The sequence below is a fragment of the Gordonia sp. 852002-50395_SCH5434458 genome (assembly GCF_001665905.1).
In the GTDB taxonomy this organism is placed as follows: domain Bacteria; phylum Actinomycetota; class Actinomycetes; order Mycobacteriales; family Mycobacteriaceae; genus Gordonia; species Gordonia jacobaea.
The window spans coordinates 85,738-109,003 of record NZ_LZTC01000011.1 but is presented as its reverse complement, the minus strand read 5'-3'; the positions used below and the strand labels follow the sequence as shown (position 1 = coordinate 109,003).

Annotated in this window: 22 protein-coding genes; 13 read left to right on the top strand and 9 right to left on the bottom strand. The window is 65.2% G+C overall.

Annotation, left to right across the window (positions count from 1 at the left end; genetic code table 11):
* Window positions 1-25 precede the first annotated feature (25 nt).
* Genes A5785_RS01950 through A5785_RS01930 form a run of 5 tightly spaced genes read right to left on the bottom strand, consistent with a single transcriptional unit; the run spans window position 26 to window position 4,259 of the window.
* The gene (locus A5785_RS01950; RefSeq protein WP_049697842.1) at window positions 26-1,255 is read right to left on the bottom strand and encodes an ABC transporter permease; all 1,230 of its coding nucleotides are present in this window, start codon (window positions 1,253-1,255) and stop codon (window positions 26-28) included.
* Window positions 1,252-2,151 (bottom strand): ABC transporter ATP-binding protein, encoded by a 900-nt coding sequence (locus A5785_RS01945; protein WP_049697843.1) that lies wholly within the window; start codon window positions 2,149-2,151, stop codon window positions 1,252-1,254. The genes A5785_RS01950 and A5785_RS01945 overlap by 4 nt, the downstream gene beginning before the upstream one ends.
* Window positions 2,144-2,731: a hypothetical protein gene (locus A5785_RS01940; RefSeq protein WP_049697844.1), complete on the bottom strand. Its 588-nt coding sequence runs from the start codon at window positions 2,729-2,731 to the stop codon at window positions 2,144-2,146. The genes A5785_RS01945 and A5785_RS01940 overlap by 8 nt, the downstream gene beginning before the upstream one ends.
* Window positions 2,728-3,051 carry a helix-turn-helix transcriptional regulator gene (locus A5785_RS01935; RefSeq protein WP_049697845.1) on the bottom strand — a complete coding sequence of 108 codons (324 nt, stop codon included), beginning with the start codon at window positions 3,049-3,051 and terminating at the stop codon, window positions 2,728-2,730. Before A5785_RS01935 ends, A5785_RS01940 begins: the two co-directional genes overlap by 4 nt.
* 32 nt (window positions 3,052-3,083) lie before the next feature.
* Window positions 3,084-4,259, bottom strand: a complete 1,176-nt coding sequence (locus tag A5785_RS01930) for an NAD(P)-binding domain-containing protein (RefSeq protein ID WP_049697846.1) — start codon at window positions 4,257-4,259, stop codon at window positions 3,084-3,086.
* A gap of 92 nt (window positions 4,260-4,351) precedes the next feature.
* Here A5785_RS01930 and A5785_RS01925 point away from each other — a divergent pair, with 92 nt between their 5' ends.
* Together A5785_RS01925 and A5785_RS01920 are read left to right on the top strand one after the other, a co-directional pair.
* Window positions 4,352-5,083, top strand: coding sequence for an enoyl-CoA hydratase (locus tag A5785_RS01925; protein ID WP_049698073.1), 732 nt, complete (start codon window positions 4,352-4,354; stop codon window positions 5,081-5,083).
* Window positions 5,084-5,247: 164 nt separating this feature from the next.
* Window positions 5,248-7,074, top strand: coding sequence for a purine-cytosine permease family protein (locus A5785_RS01920; protein ID WP_049697847.1), 1,827 nt, complete (start codon window positions 5,248-5,250; stop codon window positions 7,072-7,074).
* 52 nt (window positions 7,075-7,126) lie between these two features.
* Here A5785_RS01920 and A5785_RS01915 read toward each other — a convergent pair whose 3' ends face one another.
* Entirely contained in the window at window positions 7,127-8,209 is a 1,083-nt protein-coding gene (locus A5785_RS01915; RefSeq protein WP_049697848.1) for an XdhC family protein, read from the bottom strand.
* A gap of 50 nt (window positions 8,210-8,259) precedes the next feature.
* Window positions 8,260-8,871 (bottom strand): TetR/AcrR family transcriptional regulator, encoded by a 612-nt coding sequence (locus tag A5785_RS01910; protein ID WP_049698074.1) that lies wholly within the window; start codon window positions 8,869-8,871, stop codon window positions 8,260-8,262.
* Window positions 8,872-9,077: 206 nt separating this feature from the next.
* Here A5785_RS01910 and A5785_RS01905 point away from each other — a divergent pair, with 206 nt between their 5' ends.
* The 3 genes from A5785_RS01905 (at window position 9,078) to A5785_RS01895 (ending at window position 13,169) form a co-directional block, all read left to right on the top strand.
* On the top strand, window positions 9,078-10,214 hold the full coding sequence (locus A5785_RS01905) for an MBL fold metallo-hydrolase (protein ID WP_049698075.1): 1,137 nt from the start codon (window positions 9,078-9,080) through the stop codon (window positions 10,212-10,214).
* A complete protein-coding gene (locus tag A5785_RS01900) occupies window positions 10,211-12,793 on the top strand; it encodes an HAD-IC family P-type ATPase (protein ID WP_049698076.1) in 2,583 nt (860 codons plus the stop codon). The genes A5785_RS01905 and A5785_RS01900 overlap by 4 nt, the downstream gene beginning before the upstream one ends.
* A 118-nt stretch (window positions 12,794-12,911) precedes the next feature.
* The gene (locus A5785_RS01895; protein ID WP_049697849.1) at window positions 12,912-13,169 is read left to right on the top strand and encodes an antitoxin; all 258 of its coding nucleotides are present in this window, start codon (window positions 12,912-12,914) and stop codon (window positions 13,167-13,169) included.
* Between the two features lie 70 nt (window positions 13,170-13,239).
* On the opposite strand, the gene A5785_RS01890 is transcribed toward A5785_RS01895, so the two are convergent.
* A complete protein-coding gene (locus tag A5785_RS01890) occupies window positions 13,240-13,866 on the bottom strand; it encodes a DNA-3-methyladenine glycosylase (protein ID WP_049697850.1) in 627 nt (208 codons plus the stop codon).
* On the opposite strand from A5785_RS01890, the gene A5785_RS01885 reads away from it, so the two are divergent.
* Both A5785_RS01885 and A5785_RS01875 read left to right on the top strand, forming a co-directional pair.
* Window positions 13,844-14,281 (top strand): type II toxin-antitoxin system Rv0910 family toxin, encoded by a 438-nt coding sequence (locus A5785_RS01885; RefSeq protein ID WP_049698077.1) that lies wholly within the window; start codon window positions 13,844-13,846, stop codon window positions 14,279-14,281. The genes A5785_RS01890 and A5785_RS01885 overlap by 23 nt on opposite strands.
* A 481-nt stretch (window positions 14,282-14,762) precedes the next feature.
* A complete protein-coding gene (locus tag A5785_RS01875; protein WP_420841300.1) occupies window positions 14,763-16,514 on the top strand; it encodes a VWA domain-containing protein in 1,752 nt (583 codons plus the stop codon).
* Window positions 16,515-16,520: 6 nt separating this feature from the next.
* Here the strand turns inward: A5785_RS01875 and A5785_RS01870 are convergent, their stop codons facing one another.
* On the bottom strand, window positions 16,521-17,426 hold the full coding sequence (locus tag A5785_RS01870; protein ID WP_049697852.1) for a LysR substrate-binding domain-containing protein: 906 nt from the start codon (window positions 17,424-17,426) through the stop codon (window positions 16,521-16,523).
* 92 nt (window positions 17,427-17,518) lie between these two features.
* Here A5785_RS01870 and A5785_RS01865 point away from each other — a divergent pair, with 92 nt between their 5' ends.
* The 6 genes from A5785_RS01865 to A5785_RS01840 all read left to right on the top strand — a co-directional run bounded on the left by A5785_RS01865 (window position 17,519) and on the right by A5785_RS01840 (window position 23,258).
* The gene (locus A5785_RS01865; protein WP_049697853.1) at window positions 17,519-18,742 is read left to right on the top strand and encodes an acetyl-CoA C-acetyltransferase; all 1,224 of its coding nucleotides are present in this window, start codon (window positions 17,519-17,521) and stop codon (window positions 18,740-18,742) included.
* On the top strand, window positions 18,739-19,515 hold the full coding sequence (gene pcaD / locus A5785_RS01860) for a 3-oxoadipate enol-lactonase (RefSeq protein WP_049697854.1): 777 nt from the start codon (window positions 18,739-18,741) through the stop codon (window positions 19,513-19,515). Before A5785_RS01865 ends, pcaD begins: the two co-directional genes overlap by 4 nt.
* Complete coding sequence (locus A5785_RS01855) at window positions 19,512-20,330, top strand: CoA transferase subunit A (protein ID WP_049697855.1); 819 nt, start codon at window positions 19,512-19,514, stop codon at window positions 20,328-20,330. Before pcaD ends, A5785_RS01855 begins: the two co-directional genes overlap by 4 nt.
* Window positions 20,327-20,968, top strand: coding sequence for a 3-oxoacid CoA-transferase subunit B (locus A5785_RS01850; RefSeq protein WP_049697856.1), 642 nt, complete (start codon window positions 20,327-20,329; stop codon window positions 20,966-20,968). The genes A5785_RS01855 and A5785_RS01850 overlap by 4 nt, the downstream gene beginning before the upstream one ends.
* Before the next feature lie 258 nt (window positions 20,969-21,226).
* Window positions 21,227-22,168 carry a LysR family transcriptional regulator gene (locus A5785_RS01845; protein ID WP_049697857.1) on the top strand — a complete coding sequence of 314 codons (942 nt, stop codon included), beginning with the start codon at window positions 21,227-21,229 and terminating at the stop codon, window positions 22,166-22,168.
* Entirely contained in the window at window positions 22,155-23,258 is a 1,104-nt protein-coding gene (locus tag A5785_RS01840; protein ID WP_049697858.1) for a mandelate racemase/muconate lactonizing enzyme family protein, read from the top strand. The genes A5785_RS01845 and A5785_RS01840 overlap by 14 nt, the downstream gene beginning before the upstream one ends.
* The last annotated feature ends 8 nt before the right edge of the window (window positions 23,259-23,266 follow it).

The window sequence follows — 23,266 nt, the reverse complement described above, 5'->3', positions numbered from 1 at the left end:
CAGGCCCCGACCGCCCGCCCCGCCCCTAGCGCGCCATCGAGAGCACTTCGGACCACTTGACGCGGCTGCCGGTGCGCAGGATCGAGCGCTGGTAGATGCGCGCGGCGAACCAGGTGGCAGCGGCGCAGGCCAGGATCATCAGGATCAGCGAGATGACGATCTGCATGGCGTTGGTGTCGCCGGTGGCGATCCGAATCGGCATCAGCACGGCCGAGAACGGCGGAATCCACGTCAGCACTTCGATGAACGTCGACTGCAGCGACTGCACTCCGAAGATCCCCGCGTACATCACGGCCATCGACAGCACGGTGAGCGGCATGATCGTCGAGCCGAGCTCTTCCTGGCGCGAAACCAGTGCTCCCGCAGCGGCATACAGCGTCGCGAAGAACAGGTACCCGAGCAGGAACCACACCAGAACCGCGAAGAACATCCAGATGGCAGTACCGGCGATCGTCAACATCCCGGTGGCGATCCCGGCGATCAGAGCAGTCAGGCCGAGCACCACCACCTGCCCGAGTGCAACCGCTCCGATCCCGAGGATCTTGCCCCACATCAGGTGCAGCGGCTTGACCGTCGCCAACAGCAGTTCGACGATCCGCGACGTCTTCTCTTCGACAACTCCGACGGCAATCATGTTGCCGCCCAGCATGATTGCTGTGATGAGCAGAATCGCGCCGACGAGCGCGATCACGATCCGCTGCGCCTTGTCGGGCTTGTCCGGGGTGGTCTGAACAGTGGTGATCGTCGGTGTCGGCAGCGACGCCGCGTCGACACCGCGGGCAGTGAGACCCTGGGCCAACTCGTGCTGCTGGATCGAGCCGCGCAGCACACCCGACAGCGAGTCGGACAGCTCCGTCTTGCTGACGATCGCATACGACTCACCGGAACCCCGCACCACCGCGGCATCGAGATCACCGGATTCGACGCTGCTGCGTGCCTGCGACAACGCATCCGGACCAGAAGCGATTGATACGACGGTGATCGGCGTGCCGCTGGCCTCGCCCACCTGGCCGATCGTCGTCGACAGGGAACTGTCGCCCGCAACGCCGACACGCTCTGGGTCGGTTCCACCACCGGAGATCGCCTTCCAGACGATCAGGCCGACGACGATCACGAGCATCAACACCACGGTGCTGACGACGAACGATCGGGTCTTGGCACGTGTGGCGATCTCACGTTGTGCCACAAGGCGAATCGTCTGCAGCGCACTCGCGCCCTGTGAGGCTGTGTTGTCAGTGGAATTGTGGGAGGTCATGCCGTCACCACCTCTCGGAAGAGTTCGGTCAGGTCGGGTGTTGTCCGCGCGAAGCGATGTACCGGTCCTTGTGTCAATGCGCGATTGAGTACTGCCTGGTCGTCGAGCGTCGTCGGGTCGACGCGCAGCCGAGCACCGCCCGGTTGGTATTCGGCTTCCAGCACTCCGGGAAAGCCATCGGCCCAGCGGGTCGTCGAGTCAGGACCGTCGACCTCGAGGATCACGCCAGCACGTGTGCGGAGATCGTCGACGGTGCCGAGCGCACGCATTCTGCCCTTGACGACGATGCCGACTCGATCACACAGTCGCTGCACCAGATCGAGCTGATGCGACGAGAAGATGACCGGAATGCCCTCGGCTGCTTTCTCTTTCAGAACGTCGCTCATCACATCGACGGCCACCGGGTCGAGGCCCGAGAACGGTTCGTCGAGGACCAGTACGTCTGGATCGTGGACCAGCGCCGCGGCGAGCTGTACGCGTTGCTGGTTGCCGAGCGAGAGGTCGGCGACGTTGTCGTCGTACCGTTCGTCGACGCCGAGTCGCTGCGTCCAGCGCCGGGCACTCTCGGTGGCCTGGTCGGCACTCATTCCGTGGAGGCGCGCGAGGAACACCAGTTGCTCGCCGACCTTCATCTTGGGATAGAGCCCACGCTCCTCGGGCATGTACCCGATTCGACGCCGCGTGTTGAGATCGATCGGTGCGTCACCGAGCGTCACCCGACCCGAATCCGGTTCGAGCACACCGAGAATGATGCGCATCGTCGTCGACTTGCCTGCGCCGTTGCTACCGACGAAGCCGAAGATCTCTCCGGGGGCGACGGTGAAAGTCATGTCATCGAGTGCGACGACGTCGCCATACCGTTTGGATAGTCCGTCGACGGTGAGGGATTCAGGCATGATCGTTCTCCTCGTAGGTTGCGAAGTCTTCGGGGTCGGCGTCGTCGCTCCACCACGCGGTCAGCATGGTTGGCACGAGGGCGCCGGTCAGCACGAGGCTGATGAGCAAAATGCCGGTGCCGTACACCAGTTGGCCGTGTACCTGCTCTCGGGTGCCCAGGACGATCAGGATGATGTACGGGATGAACATCAGCGAGAAGAGGGCGATGAATCCCACTGATCGGGCCGAGTTACGTTGCGCGAGTTGGATTTCGTCGAGCGCGGTGACCGGGGTTTCGGCAATGGAGCCGGTCACGATCCGCAGCAGGTACTGCACGACGAACGCGCCGACGATGGCAATGATGAACGGGATGAAGAACGCGTAGGTGAAGAACGCCACCACCGCGCTGGCCAAGAGCACGACCAGCACCACGATCTCCGCAAGGACGATTCGTCGCGCGGCTCGACGATTGCGCCAGCTCATCAGCTTGCCTGCATGACGTTGGTTGAAGCGAACATGGCGTTGACCACGCCACTCGTCGTAGCGACGCCACAGCTCGGGCGTCGCTTCGGCCGGGATGGCCGAGTTGGGATCCCTCATTGTGCTTCCTCCGTGGTGGACGACGGTTGCGGTGAGTGTGTTTCGTCGACGCGGATGGCGCGTCGGGGGTAGAGCTCGGCCGACATCGCCGAGAACTCGGTGCGACTGAACACCGCTTCTACGGGGAGGTCGAAGACTTCGCAGATGCGAAACGCGAGGTCGAGGCTCGGGTAGTTGTCGCCGCGCTCGAGCGCACCGACGGACTGGACGTTGATGCCGACGAGTGCTGCCAGATCGGCACGCGACATCCTCCGCTCGGCGCGTAGAACTCCGATGCGGTTGTAGATGGGGAGCTTTTCTCCCCGCCGTACTGGACTCACACTACATAGTGTTGGGAAAACACAACAAATTGTCAAGGCTGGGCATCAAGAATCTCCGCGACGTTGCGTGCTGCCTCGCGACCCGCGCGGTTGGCACCGATCGTCGACGCCGACGGTCCGTAGCCGAGCAGTTGGACCCGCGGGTCGTCGGCGACGGTGGTTGCAAGGCGTCCGGTCATGACGATTCCGCCGCCGGGTCCGCGCAGGTGGAGAGGCGATAGATGATCGAGCGCGCTTCGGAAGCCGGTGTTCCAGAAGATGACGTCGACGTCGAGTTGCTCGCCCGCAGCGACCGCGCTGCTGCTCCCGCGTGCCGACCCGTTCCCGCCTGCCCCGCCCGTGCAGTCCCAACACACGCCGGTCTCGGTGATGCGGGTGAACATCGGTCGCCAGTTGTCGAGGATTCCGTCGCGCTGCGCGGCTTCGATGGTCGGTGTCACCGCGAGGCCGGTCACCGACACCACCGACGTCGGCGGTAGGCCGGCACGAACCCGGCGTTCGACGCGGGCCACGGCTTCGCGACCGAGGTCGGGTGAGAAGGGATTCGAATCGAAGCGCGGTTCGGTGCGCGAGCACCAGAATGTCTGCACGCCGGGAGCGCGTCGAGCGATCTCGATCAGTAGCTGAACTGCCGAGATGCCTGCGCCGACGACCAACACGCGCTGACCGGCGAAGTCCTCGGGTCCGGTGTAGTCGTGTGTGTGCAGTTGCCTGCCGCGAAAGTCCGCGGCTCCCGGAATGTGAGGGATGAACGGCCTTTCCCACGTTCCGGTGGCGTTGATGAGTGTGCGTGCGGAGATCTCACGCCCGCGGAGTCGGCCGCCGAGCGTCACTCGAAATCCGTCGCCGTCGCGTTCGACGGAACGTACGTCGACTGGTCGATGTACCCGCAGCCCAAACCTGTTCTCGTACTTCGCGAAATACTCGGGAACCACGGACGACGCCGGGAACTCGCCGCGGTCGATGCCCACCGCCTCGCCAAGCCCGTATCCCGGAAGATCGTGCACACGGTTGGTGCCCGACAACGTCAGCGTCGGCCATCGGAACTGCCATGCACCGCCGGGACGCGGGGAGTGGTCGAGCAACTGGTAGCGGTCACCGAGGCCGAAGCGTTGCAGAAAGTACGCCGCCGACAGTCCTGCCTGGCCGCCACCGATGACGAGGACATCGCTGAACGCGTCGGGCTCCTGCGCGACGGATTCGTGCACATCGGGGCTTGTGGACTCGGGCGACAGCGACGGACTCGACACCTCTCCAGTGTGCCCGCCGGAAAATGGCGGGGCTGGGTAGTCTCTCCTGCATGATCCACTCGCATGCAGAAGGTTCGGTGACGACGATCGAGCTCGATCGCCAGGACAAGCGCAACGCACTCAATGAGGACATGGTCGACGGTCTCGGGAAGGCTTTCGCCGACGCCGTCGACGCGGGCGCCAGGGCCATCGTGGTCACCGGCCGCGGCAGCGTATTCAGTGCGGGCGCCGACCTGTCCGGTCCCGTCTACGACCCCGCGTTCCTCGAAAAGCTCATCGCCACACTGCGCGAGATCGAGTCGGTGCCCGTCCCGGTGATCGCGGCACTCAACGGTTCGGCACTCGGCGCAGGCCTGCAACTGGCGATGGCGGCCGACCTTCGGGTGATGGCCCCCGACGCTCTTGCCGGTATTCCCGCAGCGAAAATCGGTGTCGCCGTTGACGAGTGGACAATTCGACGCCTCGTCTCACTGGTGGGTGCAGGCCAGGCGCGCGGCATGCTGATCGGCTGCGATCCGTTGTCGGCCGACCGCGCTCATGCTCTCGGATTCGCCAATCGCATCGGCGATCTCACCGACGCCCAGCATTGGGCGTCGACCATCGCCGATCTCGCCCCTCTGACGCTGCAGCATTACAAGTTGGTACTCAACGGCGACGGTGCGCGCGACGACGCACCCGCCGATCGTCAGGCCGCGATGCGTCGCGCGTGGGAAAGCGAAGATGTGGTCGAGGGGCGTGCCGCTCGCTCCGAGAAGAGAAAGCCTGAATTCACGGGAAAGTAGATCGGACAACGTGTTTCGTCGTCGACGGTGCGTCTACGGGCGCATCGTCGAACAGCCGTGGCCGTGATGCCTAGTTTTCCTGCGTGAAACATTCCGAGTAACTCGCCGAAACATGGCGTTCGTACGTTTGGCCGATCTGTAACTCGGATCACGCAGGAGGGCCGATGGCCACCGATAAGCATCACGAACACGTCGGCGAGGTGGCCGACGAGGTCGGCGAGATAGAAAACGCCGAACACAGCATCATCGCGACGGGTGCGCAGGCTGCTGCCATGCGCGAGACCCTCGAGGACTACACACTTCGTTTCGCGCCCCGCAGCTACCGCAAGTGGGGACCGGGCGTCGTCGCCGTCTCCGCCCTCGGTGGCATCGCCTACCTTGCCGACTTCGCGATCGGCGCGAACATCGGTATTGCCAACGGCACCGGAAATGCCTTGTGGGGCATCCTGTTCTTCTCGGTCGTCATCGTGATCACGGGCTATCCGCTCGCGTTCTACGCTGCTCGATACAACATCGACCTCGACCTCATCACGCGCGGAAGCGGTTTCGGTTACTACGGCTCGGTGCTGACCAACGTCATCTTCGCGTCGTTCACCTTCATCTTCTTCGCCCTCGAGGGCTCGATCATGGCGCAGGGCCTCGAACTCGGCCTACACATACCGCTGTGGATCGGCTACCTGGTCTCGTCGTTGTTGGTCATCCCGTTGGTCATCTACGGCATGAACACACTCGCCAAACTGCAGGTGTGGACCACGCCGCTGTGGCTGGTCATGATGGTCCTCCCGTTCATCTACCTGGTGATCAAGCATCCCTCGGCCATCGGTGACTTCTTCGCGTTCAGCGGTGTCGACGGCGACGGCAACCCAGCGGGCAAGGGTGTCAGCTTCGCAGGCACGATGCTCGCGGCCGGTGTCTGTCTGTCCCTGATCGCCCAGATCGCAGAGCAGGTCGACTACCTACGCTTCATGCCGCCCCGTACGCCTGAGAACAAGCGGAAGTGGTGGTCGGCAACCCTTATCGCCGGACCGGGGTGGGTGTTCTTCGGCGCCATCAAGCAGATCGTCGGTCTCTTCCTCGCCGTGTACCTGATCGGGATCAGCGTCGACAACGCGGGCATTGCGAACCAGCCCGTCCACCAGTTCGTCGAGATCTACCAGGACTTCCTGCCGCACTGGCTCGCTCTGACCCTCGCCGTGATCCTCGTCGTCATCAGCCAGGTGAAGATCAACGTCACCAACGCCTACTCGGGCTCGCTGGCGTGGACCAACGCTTTCACGCGTGTCACCAAGACCTACCCCGGACGCCTGGTGTTCCTGTTCTTCAACGTGATCATCGCGATCGTGCTGATGGAAGCCAACATGTTCAGCTTCCTGAACAACCTGCTGAACTTCTACGCGAACTGCGGTATCGCGTGGATCGCCGTCGTCGCGTCGGACATCGTGATCAACAAGTACATCTTGGGCATCTCGCCGAAGCAGCCGGAGTTCCGTCGCGGCATGATCTACAGCGTCAACCCGGTCGGATTCTGCTCGCTCCTGATCTCGGCGGGCGCGTCGATCCTGGTGTACTTCCACGTCTTTGGCGATGCCATCCAGCCGTACTCGCCGCTGGTGGCGCTCGTGCTCGCCATCGTCCTGCCGCCCATTTTCGCGATCGCGACGAAGGGCAAGTACTACCTGCGTCGCGTCGACGACGGTATCGATATCCCGATGTACGACGAGCACGGCAACCCCACCGACGTGAAGTTGCTGTGCTGCGTCACCAAGATCGAGTTCGAGCGACCCGACATGATCGCCTCGGCGGTGCCCGGTCCGAACGGCGAGAAGCAGTACATCAGCTCGCTTGCACTCTCCTGTGACAAGACCGGTGAGCATGTCCTGCCCGCGCAGGACGTGATGTCGATGACCTCCGACATCCCTGCCGCGACAACCGAAGCGGCGACGACGGCTACTCCGAGCTCGTCCTCGGAGTCGCCGAAGGAGGACGCATAGCCTCACGGGCAAGAATTGCACGACGTCGGGTTCGCTTCAGGTCGGGTTCGCTTCAGCGATGGAGCGGACCCGACGTCGTGTGTAGTGGGGCAGCCGAAGCGGCATGACGATCCGCGATCAACTGCGCGGCGATCGAGACGGCGACCTCGGCAGGCGTGTGTCCCCCGAGGTCGAGTCCGAGCGGCGATCGTATACGACTCAATTGTGCTGCGGTGACGCCGGATTCGACGAGGCGCTCGTTGCGATCGGCAACCGTCCGACGGGAGCCGAGTGCACCGACGAAACCCGCGGCGGAGTCGGCGAGCGCAACGCGAAGCGTCGGGACGTCGAACTTCGGGTCATGGGTCATCACGCAAATCGCGCTTGTGGCATCGACTGTGCCGGAACGTATCTCGGACTCGAGGTAGCGGTGCGGCCAGTCGACGACGACCTCGTCGGCGTCGGGAAAGCGTGCGCAGGTGGCGAATACGGGCCGCGCGTCGACCACGGTCACCCGATAGCCGAGCGAGCGTCCGATGCTGCTCGTGGCACGCACGAAGTCGTTGGCACCCACCAGGATCAACCGCGGGGGAGGGGCGAAGGTGTGTACGAACGTGCGCGGACGGTCGGCACCCGACTCCGCGGGCTCGTCGCAGTCGTCGACGCCGATGATGCCGCTGCGCCCCGACGCGAGGAGATCGGCGACGTCGCGGCCGAGCCGACGCCATGGCTCGCTCGTCGACGTCGTGATGTGCCACTCGGGGGAGTCACTCAGCGTGGTTGCCCAGGCGACTCGACGGTCCGCCGCGAGATGTCCGGTGAGGTCGTCCAACGCGCGTCGATGACCGGAGTCGATGCGCTCGACGAAGACCTCCAGAGATCCACCGCAGGTCAGGCCTACTTCGATGCCATCTGGATCGGCAATACCGAAATGCTCGACGACGGCACAACCGTCGTCGAGCACGGTCATGCAGGTGTGGACGAGCGCTGATTCGACGCAGCCACCCGAGACCGACCCGATGACCTCGCCGTCGGCCGTGACAGCCATCGCAGCGCCGACGCCGCGCGGGGTCGGGCCGCTCGTGCCGATGATGCGAGCGATGGCGACCGGCCCACGACTGAGGCGATCGATCACCACTGGCAGAACATCACGCATTGATCCAGTGTCGGCTCCGTGGCGTGGTTGCGCCACTCGGCGTCACCGTGTCAGCGCGGCGCGACGTGCGTCATGACGTCACGCACCATCGACTCCGTGATGGCGCCGAGAGCGCTGTCGTCGGCAGTCGACAGGTAGACCAGGGTGATCGCGATGATGTTGGCGATGAACACGGGAGCAATGCGAGCGACCGGTGTGAGCCAATCGATCTGCGCCTGCTCGCCCGCCGCGGCCAGCCCTTGTGCCGCAAGCGCATAGAGATGCTCGTACATCTGCTTGCCCGCCGGCTGCAATTCGGGATGGTTGTGCGCGTAGATGCCGAGCGAGATGGTCGCCTGGAGCCGCCCGGGGTCGGCTTTGAGCATCATGTAGAACGCGTCGAGTTGCTCGAACATCTTGGTACGCATCGCCTCGACGCCGACGGCAGACGATTCGCCCACCGGCAGCAGCGACTCGAGCATGAGCGAAACATCCTCGGGCACAGCCTTTTCCATCACTGCCCAGAGCAGTGCGGTACGGCTTTCGAATGCGTAGTGGAAGCTCGCGAGTGGCATTCCGGCATGCGCACAGATGCGCCGCGTGGTCGCGCCTTCGACGCCGTGATCGGCAATCACGCGATACGCGGATTCGACGAGCGCTGTGCGCCTGTCATCGACGGACATCCGAGCCAACGGACCGCTCACTCCCCAGTTGAAACGGATAGGTGTCGGAAGCGTATCAGGGTCGATGTCGCCACGAGAACGATTGTCCACCGATGCGACTCGACGCGCGTCCGATTGATCGTGGTGCAGAAGCGATAGTGTGGCGGAATGGTCGCAAGGAGTTCTCGCAGGACACCGAATTCCCCACAAGACAGGGAACCCCGCTCATGATCAGTCGTCTCGCCGACGTCGGGGTGCGAGTGGCCGATTCGGCAACCGGCGCATTGTCGGCAGCAGGACTGCCCGCGGCCCGCGCGCTCGGTGCCGACCGCGACGCGATCCGGCCGTACGTCGAATCGTCGGAGTATCTCGTCGACGGCGCGTTCGTCAATCCCGAACCGTCGGCATCCGGAGTGACTCCCGACTTCCAGGTTGCCCTCGACATGGCTCGCGGCCCCGGCAGGCCGAGCCGACCGGTCCTCGTCACCGTGCCGCAATTCGACGCAGAGCCCGGCAAGCTCACCGTCACCTGGCTCGGGCACGCGTCGGCACTCGTAGAGCTCGACGGTACCCGCATCCTCACCGACCCGGTGTTCAGCCAGCGGTGCTCCCCGTGGCAGCAGGTGGGGCCGGCCCGACTGCATCCGGTGCCCGTCACCGTTGCCGACCTCCCGCAGATCGACGTCGTGTTGCTCAGTCACGATCACTATGACCACCTCGACATGGACACGGTCGTCGCCTTGGCAGACGCATCGCCCGAGGCGGTGTTCATCGCGCCCGTCGGTGTCGCTGCGCACCTCGTGAGCTGGGGAATCCCCGCTGACCGTATCCGGCAGGCCGACGTCTGGCAGAGCGTCTCTGTCCTGTGCGGAGCGACCTCACTCGAGTTCTTCTGCGGACCGGCCCGCCACTTCTCCGGGCGCGGACTCACCCGCAACCTCACACAGTGGGCGAGTTGGGCCGTGGTGGGACCCGAGCACCGATTCTTCTTCTCCGGCGACACCGGCTACAGCGAGCGCTTCGAAGAACTCGGTGCACGACACGGACCGTTCGACCTGACGCTCATCGCCGTCGGCGCATACGACCCGTCGTGGCCGGAGGTGCACGTCGACCCGGAGGAAGCCGTCGCGATACATCGGATGCTGTCGCGCGAATCGGGCTCCGACTCGGTGTTCCTGCCCATTCACTGGGGAACGTTCAGTCTCGCGAGGCATGCGTGGGCCGATCCCATCACACGCCTGCTGCCCGCAGCCGAGCGAAACAACACGTCCGTCGTGGTGCCGCAGCCCGGCGGCACCATCGACATCACCGCGCGTATCGGGACCGGACTGCGCACACCCACGTGGTGGGAGACCTCGGCGTGAGCGAGCAGAGCACTGCGGCCCCCGAGCGGGGCCTCACGGCCGACGAGGTCGCACAGCGCGTCGCCGACGGCAAGGTCAACGACATGCCCGACCGCTCGGGGCGCTCGGTCGGCGACATCATCAAGGCCAACGTCTTCACCCGGATCAACGCGATCCTCGGGGTGCTGTTCGCGATCGTGGTCTTCACCGGCTCGCTCATCAACGGGCTGTTCGGTCTGCTGATCATCGCCAACAGCGGTATCGGCATCATCCAGGAGATCCGCGCCAAGAAGACCCTCGACAAACTCGCCATCGTCGGACAGGCCAAACCGCGTGTGCGACGCGACGGTGAGGTCACCGAGATCCCACCGAACGAGGTGGTGCTCGACGACATCATCGAGATCGGTGCGGGCGATCAGATCGTCGTCGACGGTGAGGTCGTCGAGTCGTATGTCCTCGACGTCGACGAGTCGCTGCTGACCGGCGAGGCCGATCCCATCGACAAATCCGCCGGAGACAAGGTGCTGTCCGGCAGCTTCGCGGTGTCCGGGGCGGGCGCCTACCGCGCGACAAAGGTGGGCGCCGACGCGTATGCCGCGCAGTTGGCCTCCGAGGCGTCGAAGTTCACGCTCGTGTCGTCGGAGCTGCGGTCCGGCATCAATCAGATCCTGCGGGTCATCACCTGGCTGTTGATTCCCGCCGGGCTGCTGACCATCGTCAACCAGCTTTTCATCAGCAACAACGGTCTTCGCGCATCGCTGCTCGGCATGGTCGCGGCGCTCGTGCCGATGGTTCCCGAAGGCCTCGTGCTGATGATGTCGATCGCATTCGCCGTCGGCGTCATCCGTCTCGGGCAGCGGCAGTGTCTGGTCAACGAACTACCAGCGATCGAAGGCCTCGCGCGCGTCAACATCGTGTGCGCCGACAAGACCGGCACACTCACCGAGAACGGCATGCGCGTCTCGGAGCTGCGGATCATCAGCGACGACGGAAAAGTTGATGACGGAAAAGTCGACGACGGAACGGCTGAGAACGGCAGCGGGGCAGGCGCGTCGTCGAATCGTCGTACGGAGGCCGAGCAGGCACTCGCCGCGCTGGCGAAGAACGATCGCAGTCCCAACGCGAGCATGCAGGCCGTCGGCGAGGTGTACGACGACGCGCCCGACTGGACGACTTCGGCCGTCGAGCCGTTCACCTCCGCCAAGAAGTGGAGCGGCATGTCGTTCGTCGATGCCGACGGCAACGACGCGGGCAACTGGGTCCTCGGAGCCCCCGATGTGCTGCTCGACGACGACTCCGAACCGGCGCGCGTCGCAAGCGATCTCGGGGCACAGGGCCTACGCATACTGCTCCTGGCACGGCTCGACGTCGCTGTCGACACCGAGCCGGACGCGGGGTCGGCGACGCCCGGGCGCCTGACCCCCGTCGCACTCGTCGTGCTCGAGCAGCGGGTCCGTTCGGATGCTCGTCCCACCCTCGACTACTTCGAGGAGCAGGACGTTGCCGTCAAGATCATCTCCGGCGACAACGCCCGCTCGGTGGGCGCGGTCGCGGAGTCGCTTGGCCTCGGCTCACCCGACACCTCCGTCGACGCGCGCGACTTGCCGACCGAGCCGAACCAACTCGCGCACGCCGTCGAAGACGGCGTCACGTTCGGGCGTGTACGGCCCGACCAGAAGCGTGCGATGGTGCGCGCATTGCAGTCCGATGGCAACAACGTCGCCATGACCGGAGACGGCGTCAACGACGTGCTCGCGCTCAAGGACGCAGACATCGGCGTCGCGATGGGGTCGGGGAGCTCTGCCGCTCGATCGGTGGCCCAGATCGTGTTGTTGGACAACAAGTTCGCGACGCTGCCCTATGTCGTCGGTGAGGGTCGTCGGGTTATCGGCAACATCGAGCGTGTCTCCAACCTGTTCCTCACCAAGACCGTCTACGCGGTGCTGCTGGCGCTGTTCGTGGGTATCGCAGGGCTCGGAGCAAAGCTGTTCGGCACACCGTCGATCAGCTATCCGTTCCAGCCGATCCACGTGACGATCGCCGCGTGGTTCACCATCGGCATTCCGGCTTTCATCCTGTCGCTCGCACCCAACAACGAGCGGGCTCGTCCCGGATTCGTGCGGCGTGTGCTGACACAGGCGGTGCCCAACGGAATCATCGTCGGGCTCTGCGCATTCGTCACCTATCTGATCGTCAATCCGGGCGGGTCCGGCAACTCGCTGGGCGGCGACTCGGTGGAGCTGTCGCCACATCAGACACAGGCCGCGACAGCAACTCTGATCACGCTGATCGCCATCGCGGTGTACGTCCTGGCTGTTGTCGCGCGCCCGTATACGTGGTGGAAGGTGCTGCTGATCGCGGTGTCCGCGGGCGCATACGTGCTGATCTTCTCGTGGCCGTTCACCCAGCACATGTTCAAACTCGACTCGTCGAACTGGCAGATGAACTCGGTTGCATTTATTTCAGCGGCCGTCGGCATCGTGGCCGTCGAGATCATGTCGCGGATCGGACCGCGCATCATCGCTCGTCACGAGCGTGAACGTGACGACGCTGAGCAGACGAGCCTTCGGGCCGAGAAGGAGCGGTCGGCTCAGTCCTGATTTCTGGTCCATTGGTCCGTGGTTCCGACCCGCCGATGGACATAGACTCGACTGCACGCGACGCTGCTCCCGCGGCGTCGACGTCGACCCAATCACCGAGTGTGACCAGGAGCAGACCATGGATCTCAAAGGACTCGTCGACAAGGCGAAGGAAGCACTCCGGGGCAACCCGAGTCTGATCGACAAGGGTGGCGACGCCATCGACAAGGCCACCGGCGGCAAGTACGCCGACCAGGTCGACAAGGCACAGGACGCGGCTCGCAAGGCGGTCGGTGCGGAAGACGCGCCCGCTGAGCAGAAGCCTGCCGAACAGCAGCCGGCGCAGCAGCCCGCAGCCGAGCAGAAGCCTGCCGGGGATCAGCAGCCACCGGCCTGAGCGAGTTCGAACCGAGTTGCGGTTGCTGTGGGGTGCGGAATCCGCGCCTCTCGGCAACCGCAACTGTTGTCTAGTGGGCCCGAGGGTGGCGACGGTACGCCGAGACCGTCGGATCGTCGGTGATCCAATATCGCCACGCGACGTCGGCGTTGCGTCGAACTCCGACACGGGGCCCGGAGCTGATCAGCACGGAGTTGATAGGCCCAGCGCCGGCGGGGTGGGGGTCGATCTCGTCGGGTGCGATGAATCGGACCCCGCGCGAGCGTGGAGCGTCGAGGTCGACGCCGAGATCGTCCATCGTGATACCCAGCGACTTGGCCAGATTTCCCGGCCCGCGGGCCAGGCGCGTCGGTGCGAGGTGTTCCCCGCGCCTCCGGAGCGCAACGTCGAGGCCGTCGACGACCTCGCCCGCACGCAGCAGTACCGCCGACGCTTCGCCGTCGGGTCCGGTGACGACGTTGGCGCAGAAGTGACCGTGGATGCGGTACACGTACAGCCTCGACGGCGGCCCGTACATGATCTCCGAACGGGGCGTCCGGGTGTACGCGTGCGAGGCCGGATCGAGCGGGCCCGCATACGCCTCGACCTCGGTGATCCGGATGGTCACATCGTGCCCGCGCAGAAATCGGCCCAGCATCGAACGTGCGGCAGTGGTGACGCTAGGCTGACGAACCATGGCTAAGACGAGCAGCTCCATCGAGGTCGATCTTTCTCCGGAAGATACCTGGTCAGCAGCGTCGGATCTCAGTCGGTACTCGGAGTGGCTGCTTCTGCACGACGGTTGGCGTTCACCGATACCCGGCCCCGGCGAACTCGAAAAGGGCACGAAGGTCTCCTCTGTCGTCAAGGTCAAAGGCACACGCATCCGGTTCGACTGGGTCGTTGAGACGTACGACCCGACGAGCCAGGTCCGTCTCAAGGGCAACGGCAAGGGTGGGATCAAGGCGAAACTCGATCTCGCCATATCGCCCACGGAGACCGGCTCGTCAGTAGTCTTCACTCTTGATCTGGGTGGGCTACCGCTGATCGGCCCCGCGGGGAAGGCCGCGGCAATGGCCGTCTCGGGCGACCTGAACAAGTCGCTGGACACCTTCGCCGAGGTCTTTGCGTAGGACTCTCCGGAGTCGACCGCAGACATACTTCTCGGCGCGCGCAGCGCCGATGACACCAGGGGGACGCACGACAATGGGGCGGCACTTTTCCGACTCCGATTCCGACGGCCAGGAGGTCGAGGGTCAGGGGTTCGATGGGCAGGGCTTCAGGGATCAGGGGTTACCCAACGACCCGACCCGTGCCGGCGCGCGTCCGACGCCGCCGCGACGGACCCCACCTCCTCCCGGTCCCCGGCAACAGACTCCTCCTCCGCAACAGACTCCTCCTCGGCAGCAGACTCCTCCTCGGCAGCAGACTCCTGGCCACCAAGCTCCTCGGCCCCAGACATCGCGCCCCCAAGCCGCGCAGCCCCAGGCCCCGCAGAGCCAGGCTCCGCAGCGCCGGGCGCCGCAAGGCCAGACGCCCGTGCAGCAGCGTCGACCGGACGGGTCGTCGAATACCGGGGCGTCAACAACTGCGGCGCCGAAGACACCGTCCTCGATGCCCCGACCCGCCTCGGGTCGCCAGGCTGCGCAACCCGCCTCGGGTCGCCAGGCTGCGGCGGCCGGGGTGGCGGCGTCGAGCGGCCAGACGTCACCGCGTGGAAGCAGATCGACGCGCAAGGGTGGCTCGGGCGACGGTTTCGGATTCGAGCATCGTGAGGCGCGCAGCGGTCGTCGAGGGATGTGGTTGTGGAGCGCAGCCGCACTGCTGCTGGTCGTCGCGATCGTCGGTGGCATAGCGATCTGGAAGTCCGGAATCGTCGGAGGCTGTGGCGACCGCACGTCGGTCAGCGTCGCGGCCGACCCGGCGATCCGGGACGCGGTCGCCGACGCCACGTCGAAGATGTCGTCGGATTCCTGCTACGACTACACCGTCACAGCGGTGGCAGGCGCAGACGTCCCGGGCCTGCTGACCAGCGGTGACAAAGCTCCAGATCTGTGGGTGCCCGATTCGTCGCAACAGGCGAGGCGGGTGACGACGCAGGTGCGTCGCCAATTCGACACCGTGTCACCGTCAATCGCCGCCACACCCGTCGTGGTGGCGGGTACGCAGGTCGGAAAGCTATCGAACTGGGTCGACGTGATGAAGCTCGACGGTCTGCGCGCGGGCAACCCGATCGACACCAGCACCGGGGATGCGCCGATCGTCGGAGCGCTCGCCGAGGTCGACGCGGGCAAGCTCACCAACGACGACCTGACCGAAGCGATGACCGTGCTCGCGGTCCAGCAGAACAACGCTCGTCTGGTCAACGACAACGAGGGCACGCGGCTCAATCTGGCCAACACGTCGACGACGCCGGTGGTCACCACCGAGCAGCAGCTCACCTTGTTCACGCGAACGCATCCCGGTTCGAAGCTCAAGTCGTCGATCCCCGAGGACGGCACAGTGATGCTCGACTATCCGCTCGTCAATACCGCGCCGGAGTCGCGCGCGGAGACGGCGACGGCAGCGGGCAAAGACCTCTCCACCGCGCTGACTTCTGGCGACGGCGCGTCGTCGATCACCGACGCGGGATTCCGAAAGCCCGGTGACACACAGGGTTTGACGGTATTGAAGCTCAGCGATCCGTCGCAGGTCGACAGGGCTCTACGGCAGTGGCAGGTTCTCGGCGTGCCGATTCGCTCGCTTGTCGTCGAGGACACGTCGGGGTCTATGGCCGAGAGTGACGGCGGCGAGACGCGTGCGCAGTTGACCATCGACGCGTCGCTGACCGGTTTGAAGCTGTTCCCGAACAACACCGAGATCGGTATGTGGTCGTTCGGTGTCAACAAGGGCGGACAGGGGCAGGACTGGAAGGAACTGTCGCCGATTCGTCGACTCGACGCTCCGGCGTCGGGTGGTGGCACGCACCTGGACGAGCTCACGGCAGCGGTGAAGGCGGGACTCGCGCCGTCGGAGCTGGGTGGTGGAACCGGACTCTACGACACCACTTTGGCAGCGTTCAAGAACGTCCAGGACAGCTACGACCCGAACTATTCCAACAGCGTCATCATCCTCACCGATGGCCGGAACGAGGACGCGAACAGCATCAGTCTCAGGCAACTGCTTTCGCAGCTCAAGCAGCTTGAGGATCCGGCGCGGCCCGTGCTCGTGCTCACCATCGGGATCTCCGACGACGCCGACACCGATGCTCTGAAGCAGATCGCCGAGGCGACCGGCGGGTCGTCGTACGTGGCGAAAAACGCAAGCGACATCCAGACGGTGTTCGTCGACGCGATCCGTGCTCGGGTGCAGGCTGCCGGCCGTTGACGTTGGTCAGCTCGGCAATGCTGACAGGTCGCGGGCGACGTCGCGGAGCACGTGTAGCGCTCGCTCGACGATCGGAGCGTCGGCGGTGACCAGACGTGCCGCGGCCAGATCGACGGGGTCGGCGTCGGGGGTCATCGGTAGGTAGCGGACCCCCGCGATTCCGAGCGCGGCGGTCGGCTCGGGCACGACGGCGACCCCGAGGCCCGCCGCGACAAGCGTGACGAGCGTCGAGGTCTCCTGTACCTCGTGTCGGATCTGCGGGACGAATCCGGCAGCCGCGCACAGGGTGGCCAGTTGGGTGTGCATCACCGAACGTCCTTGTCCCGCATGGGAGATGAAGTCGTCGTCGTGCAGATCGGCGAGGGCAACGTGGTGCTGACGCGCCCTGTTGTGACTGTCGGGAAGCGCCACCAGCAATCGGTCGCGCCGCACGGGCGTGACGATGACCTCGGGTGCCGTGATCGGTGGACGCAGCAGGGCGAGATCGATGTCGCCCGCCAACAGCGCCGCGATCTGTGCGGGTGCGAGCATCTCGCCGCGCACACTCACGTCGACGTCGGGGAGCTCTTCGCGGAGGGCCCGGACGAAACGGGGGAGCAGCGAATAGGTCGCGGATCCGACACACCCGATGGCGAGGCGGCCCTGTGTGCCCTCTGCGATCCGCTTGGCGTGCGTTCCGGCATGGTCGACGGCGTCGAGGATTGCGACGGTGCGTTCGAGATAAGCCTGACCCGCGGGCGTGAGTTCCACGGTGCGGGTGGTGCGGATGAGGAGTGGGAACCCGAGTTCGTTCTCGAGCTGGCGAATCTGTTGCGACAGCGGTGGTTGCGCGATGTGCAGTCGTTCGGCAGCACGTCCGAAGTGCAGTTCCTCCGCGACAGCGCGGAAGTAGCGAAGGTGGCGCAGCTCCATCAGGCGTCTCCTCGGTATTGATACTTCTGACATCTTAGTCGATCCCAAATGAATACTTCTCAATATCGCTCGCAGTTCCTAGTGTTGAAACCATGAACGCCCCCACAGATGTCGTGATCTGCTCGCCGCTGCGCACCCCGGTCGGACGAATGGGAGGTGTCTTCGCGTCGCTGTCGGTCGCCGACCTCGCGACCGGCTTGCTGCGCGAACTGACGACGAGGACAAGTCTGGGCGAGGGTGACATCGACGACGTGATCCTCGGGCAGGGGTACTCCAATGGCGAGGCGCCGGCGCTGGGCAGGATCGCCGCGCTCGACGCAGGGCTCGGGGTCGGGGTACCGGGTATGCAGGTCGACCGCCGCTGCGGCTCGGGACTGCAGGCGATCCTCAACGGTGCGGCGCAGGTCGCTACCGGAGGAGCGAATCTGGTGATCGCCGGTGGTGCGGAATCGATGTCGAATGTCGAGCACTACGCGCTCGGACTGCGCACCGGCGTACGCGCGGGCGGCGTCGAACTGATGGACCGGCTCGAACGCGGGCGTCTGACAGCGGGAGGCGAGTCGCATCCGGTGCCCGGCGGTATGATCGAGACCGCGGAGAACCTGCGTCGTGAGTACCGGATCGGACGCGACGAGCAGGACGAGTTGGCAGTCCGATCGCATCACCGTGCGGTCGCCGCGCAGCGCGAGGGACGCTTCGACGACGAGCTCGTTGCCGTCACCGTGCCCGGTCGACGCGGTAAGCCGGATACGGTCATCGATACCGACGAGCATCCCCGCGCCGACGCGAGTGTGGAATCGCTTGCGGGACTGCGCCCTGTACGCCAGCGCATCGACTCTGAGTCCACGGTCACCGCAGGCAACGCATCGGGTCAGAACGACGGCGCCGCGATGTGCATCGTCACGACACGGGCCGAAGCGGAACGTCGAGGTCTCGATCCAATGCTCACCCTGCGGTCGTGGGCGGTCAGCGGATGTGCCCCGGAGACAATGGGTCTCGGGCCCGTCGGTGCCACCGCGGCAGCGCTCGGCCGCGCCGACCTCACCCTCGACGACATCGACCTGATCGAACTGAACGAGGCCTTCGCCGCCCAGGTACTCGCAGTGCTCGCTGAGTGGAAGGTCGACGCCGAGGATGATCGCCTGAACCCCAACGGATCCGGCATCTCGCTCGGACATCCCATCGGTGCAACGGGAGGTCGCATCCTTGCCACTGCTGCGTACGAGGCGCGGCGTCGTGATGCCCGGTACGTTCTCGAGACGATGTGCATCGGTGGCGGACAGGGGATCGCGGCGATCTTCGAGGCAACCCGATGAGCGCCGTCGAGGTCAGTGCGCACGTAACGGGCCGAACCGATGCGCCGGTCGTCGTGCTGTCGAATTCGCTTGGCTCCACTCATCGAATGTGGGACGCGCAGCTCTCGGCACTCGAGCAACGTTTCCAGGTGGTGCGCTACGACACACGCGGACATGGTGATTCGCCGGTGCCGACGGGTCCGTACACGATCGACGACCTCGCCGACGACCTCGTCGGTGTGCTCGATCGATTCGACATCGCGTCGGCCCACGTCGTCGGACTCTCCCTCGGCGGACTGACCGCGATGCGGGTGGCGATTCGCAATCCCGAGCGGGTCGATGCCCTTGCGCTCCTGTGCACCGCAGCGTGTTTCGCGCCTGCGCAACCTTGGCTTGATCGTGCGGCGACCGTGCGCGCCGACGGCACAGGGGCGATCGCCGATGCGATTCTCACACGCTGGTTCACTGCGGAATACCTTGCCGACGAACGTAATACGGACACGGTCGCGTGGTATCGCGCGATGATCGCAGGCACCCCGGCGGAGGGATACGCAGCCTGCTGCGAGGCGCTCGCCACTGCGGATGTGCGCGCCGAACTCGGGGCCATTAAGGCGTCGACGCTCGCAATCGCAGGCGCCGATGATCCCGCGACGCCGCCCGATCGTCTCGCCGAGATCGTCGATGCGGTGCCCGACGGTCGGCTGGAAGTCGTCGGACACGCGGCCCACCTGGCCAATGCCCAACAGCCACAAGAGATCACACCTCTCCTTCTCGACCATCTGGAGCACCCATGACCAACGTCAATTCGCCTGCCCGGCACAGCAAAGTGGCCGACTCGGCCGCCAGCGCCGTCGCCGACATCCCCGACGGCGCGAGCCTCGCCGTCGGAGGTTTCGGACTCTCGGGCATTCCCAAGTTCCTCATCGACGCCCTGCTCGCGCAGGGAGCGAGTGGGCTGACCATCGTCTCCAACAACTGCGGTGTCGACGGTGCGGGATTGGGACTGCTGCTCGAAGCGCGGCGCATCGACAAGGTGATCGCGTCGTACATCGGCGAAAACAAGGAGTTCGGGCGCCAATTCCTCGCGGGCGAGGTGACCGTCGAACTCACGCCGCAGGGTACGCTCGCCGAGCGAATGCGGGCCGGCGGCAGCGGAATTGGTGCCTTCTACACGCCGACCGGGGTGGGCACTCCCGTCGAGGAGGGTGGTCTGCCGTGGCGATACAACTCCGACGGCTCGGTCGCACTCGCGTCGGCGCCGAAGGAGGTGCGGACCTTCCACGGGCGGCAGATGGTGCTCGAGGAATCGATCGTCACCGACTACGCACTGATCCGTGCCGCCGTCGTCGACACCGCGGGTAACTGTTGCTTCCACGCTGCCGCAAGGAATTTCAATCCGCCCGCCGCGATGGCCGGACGCATCACGATCGTCGAGGCAGAGCGCGTCGTCGAGGTCGGTGAACTAGACCCCGACGAGGTGCACCTGCCCGGAATCTTCGTGCAGCGCGTCGTCGAACTGACGCCGCAGCAGGCCGAAGACAAGGGAATCGAACATCGGACAACCCGGCCGCATCCCGTGGCAGTCGGCGCAGCAGAGGTGGCATCATGACCTGGACCCGTAACGAAATGGCCGCGCGCGCAGCACAAGAGCTGCGACCCGGCGACTACGTCAACCTCGGCATCGGACTTCCGACGCTGATTCCCGACCAGATGCCCGACGACTCGGGGATCACACTGCATGCCGAGAACGGCATCCTCGGCGTCGGCCCGTTTCCCTACGACGAGGACGTCGATCCGGATCTGATCAACGCGGGCAAACAGACCGTGTCGACGCTGCCCGGCGCGTCGTTCTTCGATTCGGCGACCAGCTTCGCGATGATCCGCGGCGGGCACGTCGACGTCGCCGTACTCGGCGGCATGCAGGTCGCGATGAACGGCGACCTTGCCAACTGGATGGTTCCCGGCGCGATGGTCAAGGGCATCGGCGGCGCGATGGACCTCGTCAACGGCGCAGGCCAGGTCATCGTGCTCATGGAGCACGTCACCAAGAAGGGCGACCCGAAGCTCGTCGCCGCATGCTCACTGCCGCTGACCGGGCGCTCCGTGGTGAGTCGGGTCATCACCGATCTGGGCGTATTCGACGTCGCGGCAGAGGGATTCGACGTCGTCGAGCTCGCGCCCGGCGTCGAATTCTCCGACGTCGAAGCGAAGACCGGCGCGCCGCTGCGGGCCTTGGCGTCGGCTTAGGCCGGCGGGTTCGGGGTCGCGCTCTTCCGTGGGTTTCGCGCTGTCCCGCCTCTATGACCGGTCACGCATAGGGCTGTCGCAGCCCTGACCCACGTTCTGATTGATCGATGTCATCGATCAATCACACGAATATGAGTCCTTGTCTTGTATGGATCGGGCTTCTACCGTGGATCTCGAAAGTGGTGACAGTCACATGGCGCCAGGGGAGTGACTCAGAATTCGCTCCTTCCGAGTAGTCGGCGTGAGAGGAGCGGTGACATGGAGCTACGACATCTGCGGTACTTCGTGGCCGTCGCCGACACATGTCACTTCGGGCAGGCCGCTGCCACGCTGCACGTCGCGCAGCCCGCGCTGTCGTACGCGATCAGGCAACTCGAAGCAGAACTCGACGTCACGTTGATGACCAGAACGACTCGCCAGGTCTCACTCACTCCCGCAGGCCTCTACCTGCAGGCGGAGGCCAGGCGCATCCTCGGTGACGTCGACGGATGCGTCGACGAGGTACGACGTATCGCCGCCGGACGCAGTGGATTGGTGCGACTCGGACTGACCGGCATCGGGGCCTTCTCGCATCTGCCCAGGATCGCCCGCGCCGTCAAACAACAGCTCCCGGGCGTCGAGCTCGCGATCTCCGCGGACATGCTGACTCCGACACAGCGCGACGCGCTGGTCGCCGGCGAGATCGACCTCGGACTACTGCGACCGCCGGTGGCCGGTGACGGCATCGAGGTACGCACCATCGACGTCGAGCCGTTGGTCCTCGCCGTGTCCAGTGATCACCGGCTTGCATCCGAACCTGTTGTGGCGCTGCAAGATCTGCGCACCGAACCATTCGTGATGTACGACAGTCGTGACTCTGCGGTCAACGACGCCGTGTTGCGGGCTTGCAGGAGTGCGGATTTCGTTCCGCAGCGGTCGCACGAGGCATCGGGAACGCCCGTCCTGCTCGCGCTGGTTGCCGCGGGACTCGGCGTTGCTGTACTTCCCGGCTCGGTGCGTGCACTGCAGTCGGCAGGCGTCGTCATCCGCGAACTGGCCGACGCCGGCTCCATCGAAGTAGCGCTCGCATGGCGCACGGATGACACCAATCCACTCGTCGCGACCGTGTCCGAGGTGATTGCGGACGCATTCGGCTTGGCCGGGGCGCTCCTGAGCTCGCCGAACTCTTCCCACAAGGACCACACTCATGAAAATCACTGAGATCGAAGCGATTCCGTTCGCGATCCCGTACACCAAACCACTGCGCTTCGCCTCCGGTGAGGTCCACGCGGCCGAGCACGTACTCGTGCGGGTCCACACCGACGAGGGCATCGTCGGCGTCGCAGAGGCGCCGCCACGACCGTTCACCTACGGCGAGACGCAGGACGGCATCGTCGCAGTCATCGACAAGGTATTTGCCCCGCAGCTCGTTGGTCTTACAGTGCTCGAACGCGAGGTCATCGGCGAACGGCTCGCACGCACCGTCGGCAATCCGACCGCGAAGTCGGCGATCGACATGGCCGTCTGGGACGCACTCGGCAAGATCCTCGGCTACCCGGTCGCCGACCTGCTCGGCGGCTACACCGACCGTATGCGCGTCAGTCACATGCTCGGATTCGACGAACCGTCGGTCATGGTCGCCGAGGCCGCGCGCATGCGCGACACCTACGGCATCAACACGTTCAAGGTGAAGGTCGGGCGGCGGCCGGCGTCGCTCGACACCGCGGTGGTCCGCGCACTAAGGGAGAGCTTCGGCGAGTCCATCGATCTCTACGTCGACGGCAATCGGGGGTGGTCGGCGTCGGAGTCGATGCGCGCCATGACCGAGATGGCTGACCTCGGCCTGCTCTTTGCCGAAGAGCTCTGTCCCGCAGACGATGTGCAGGGTCGACGCTGGCTCGTCGAACGTCTCGACGTCCCCTTCATCGCCGACGAATCGGTGCCAGAACCCGCGGACATCACACGCGAGGTGCTGGGTGGTTCGGCCACGGCGATCAGCATCAAAACGGCCCGAACGGGTTTCACCAGATCGCGCCGGGCGCACCACCTCGCAGAAGGCCTCGGCCTCGAGGTGGTGATGGGCAATCAGATTGACGGACAGATCGGCACCGCATGCACTCTCGCGTTCGGAACGGCCTTCGAGCTGACGTCGCGGCAGGCCGGTGAGCTCTCGAACTTCCTCGACATGAGCGACGACCTACTCGCCGAGCCGCTGCAGATCTCCGACGGCCTGCTGCATCGCTCCGAAGCGCCGGGTATCGGTGTCGAGATCGATCCCGAAAAACTCACCCACTATCGACTCGACCACTGAGAGAAGAC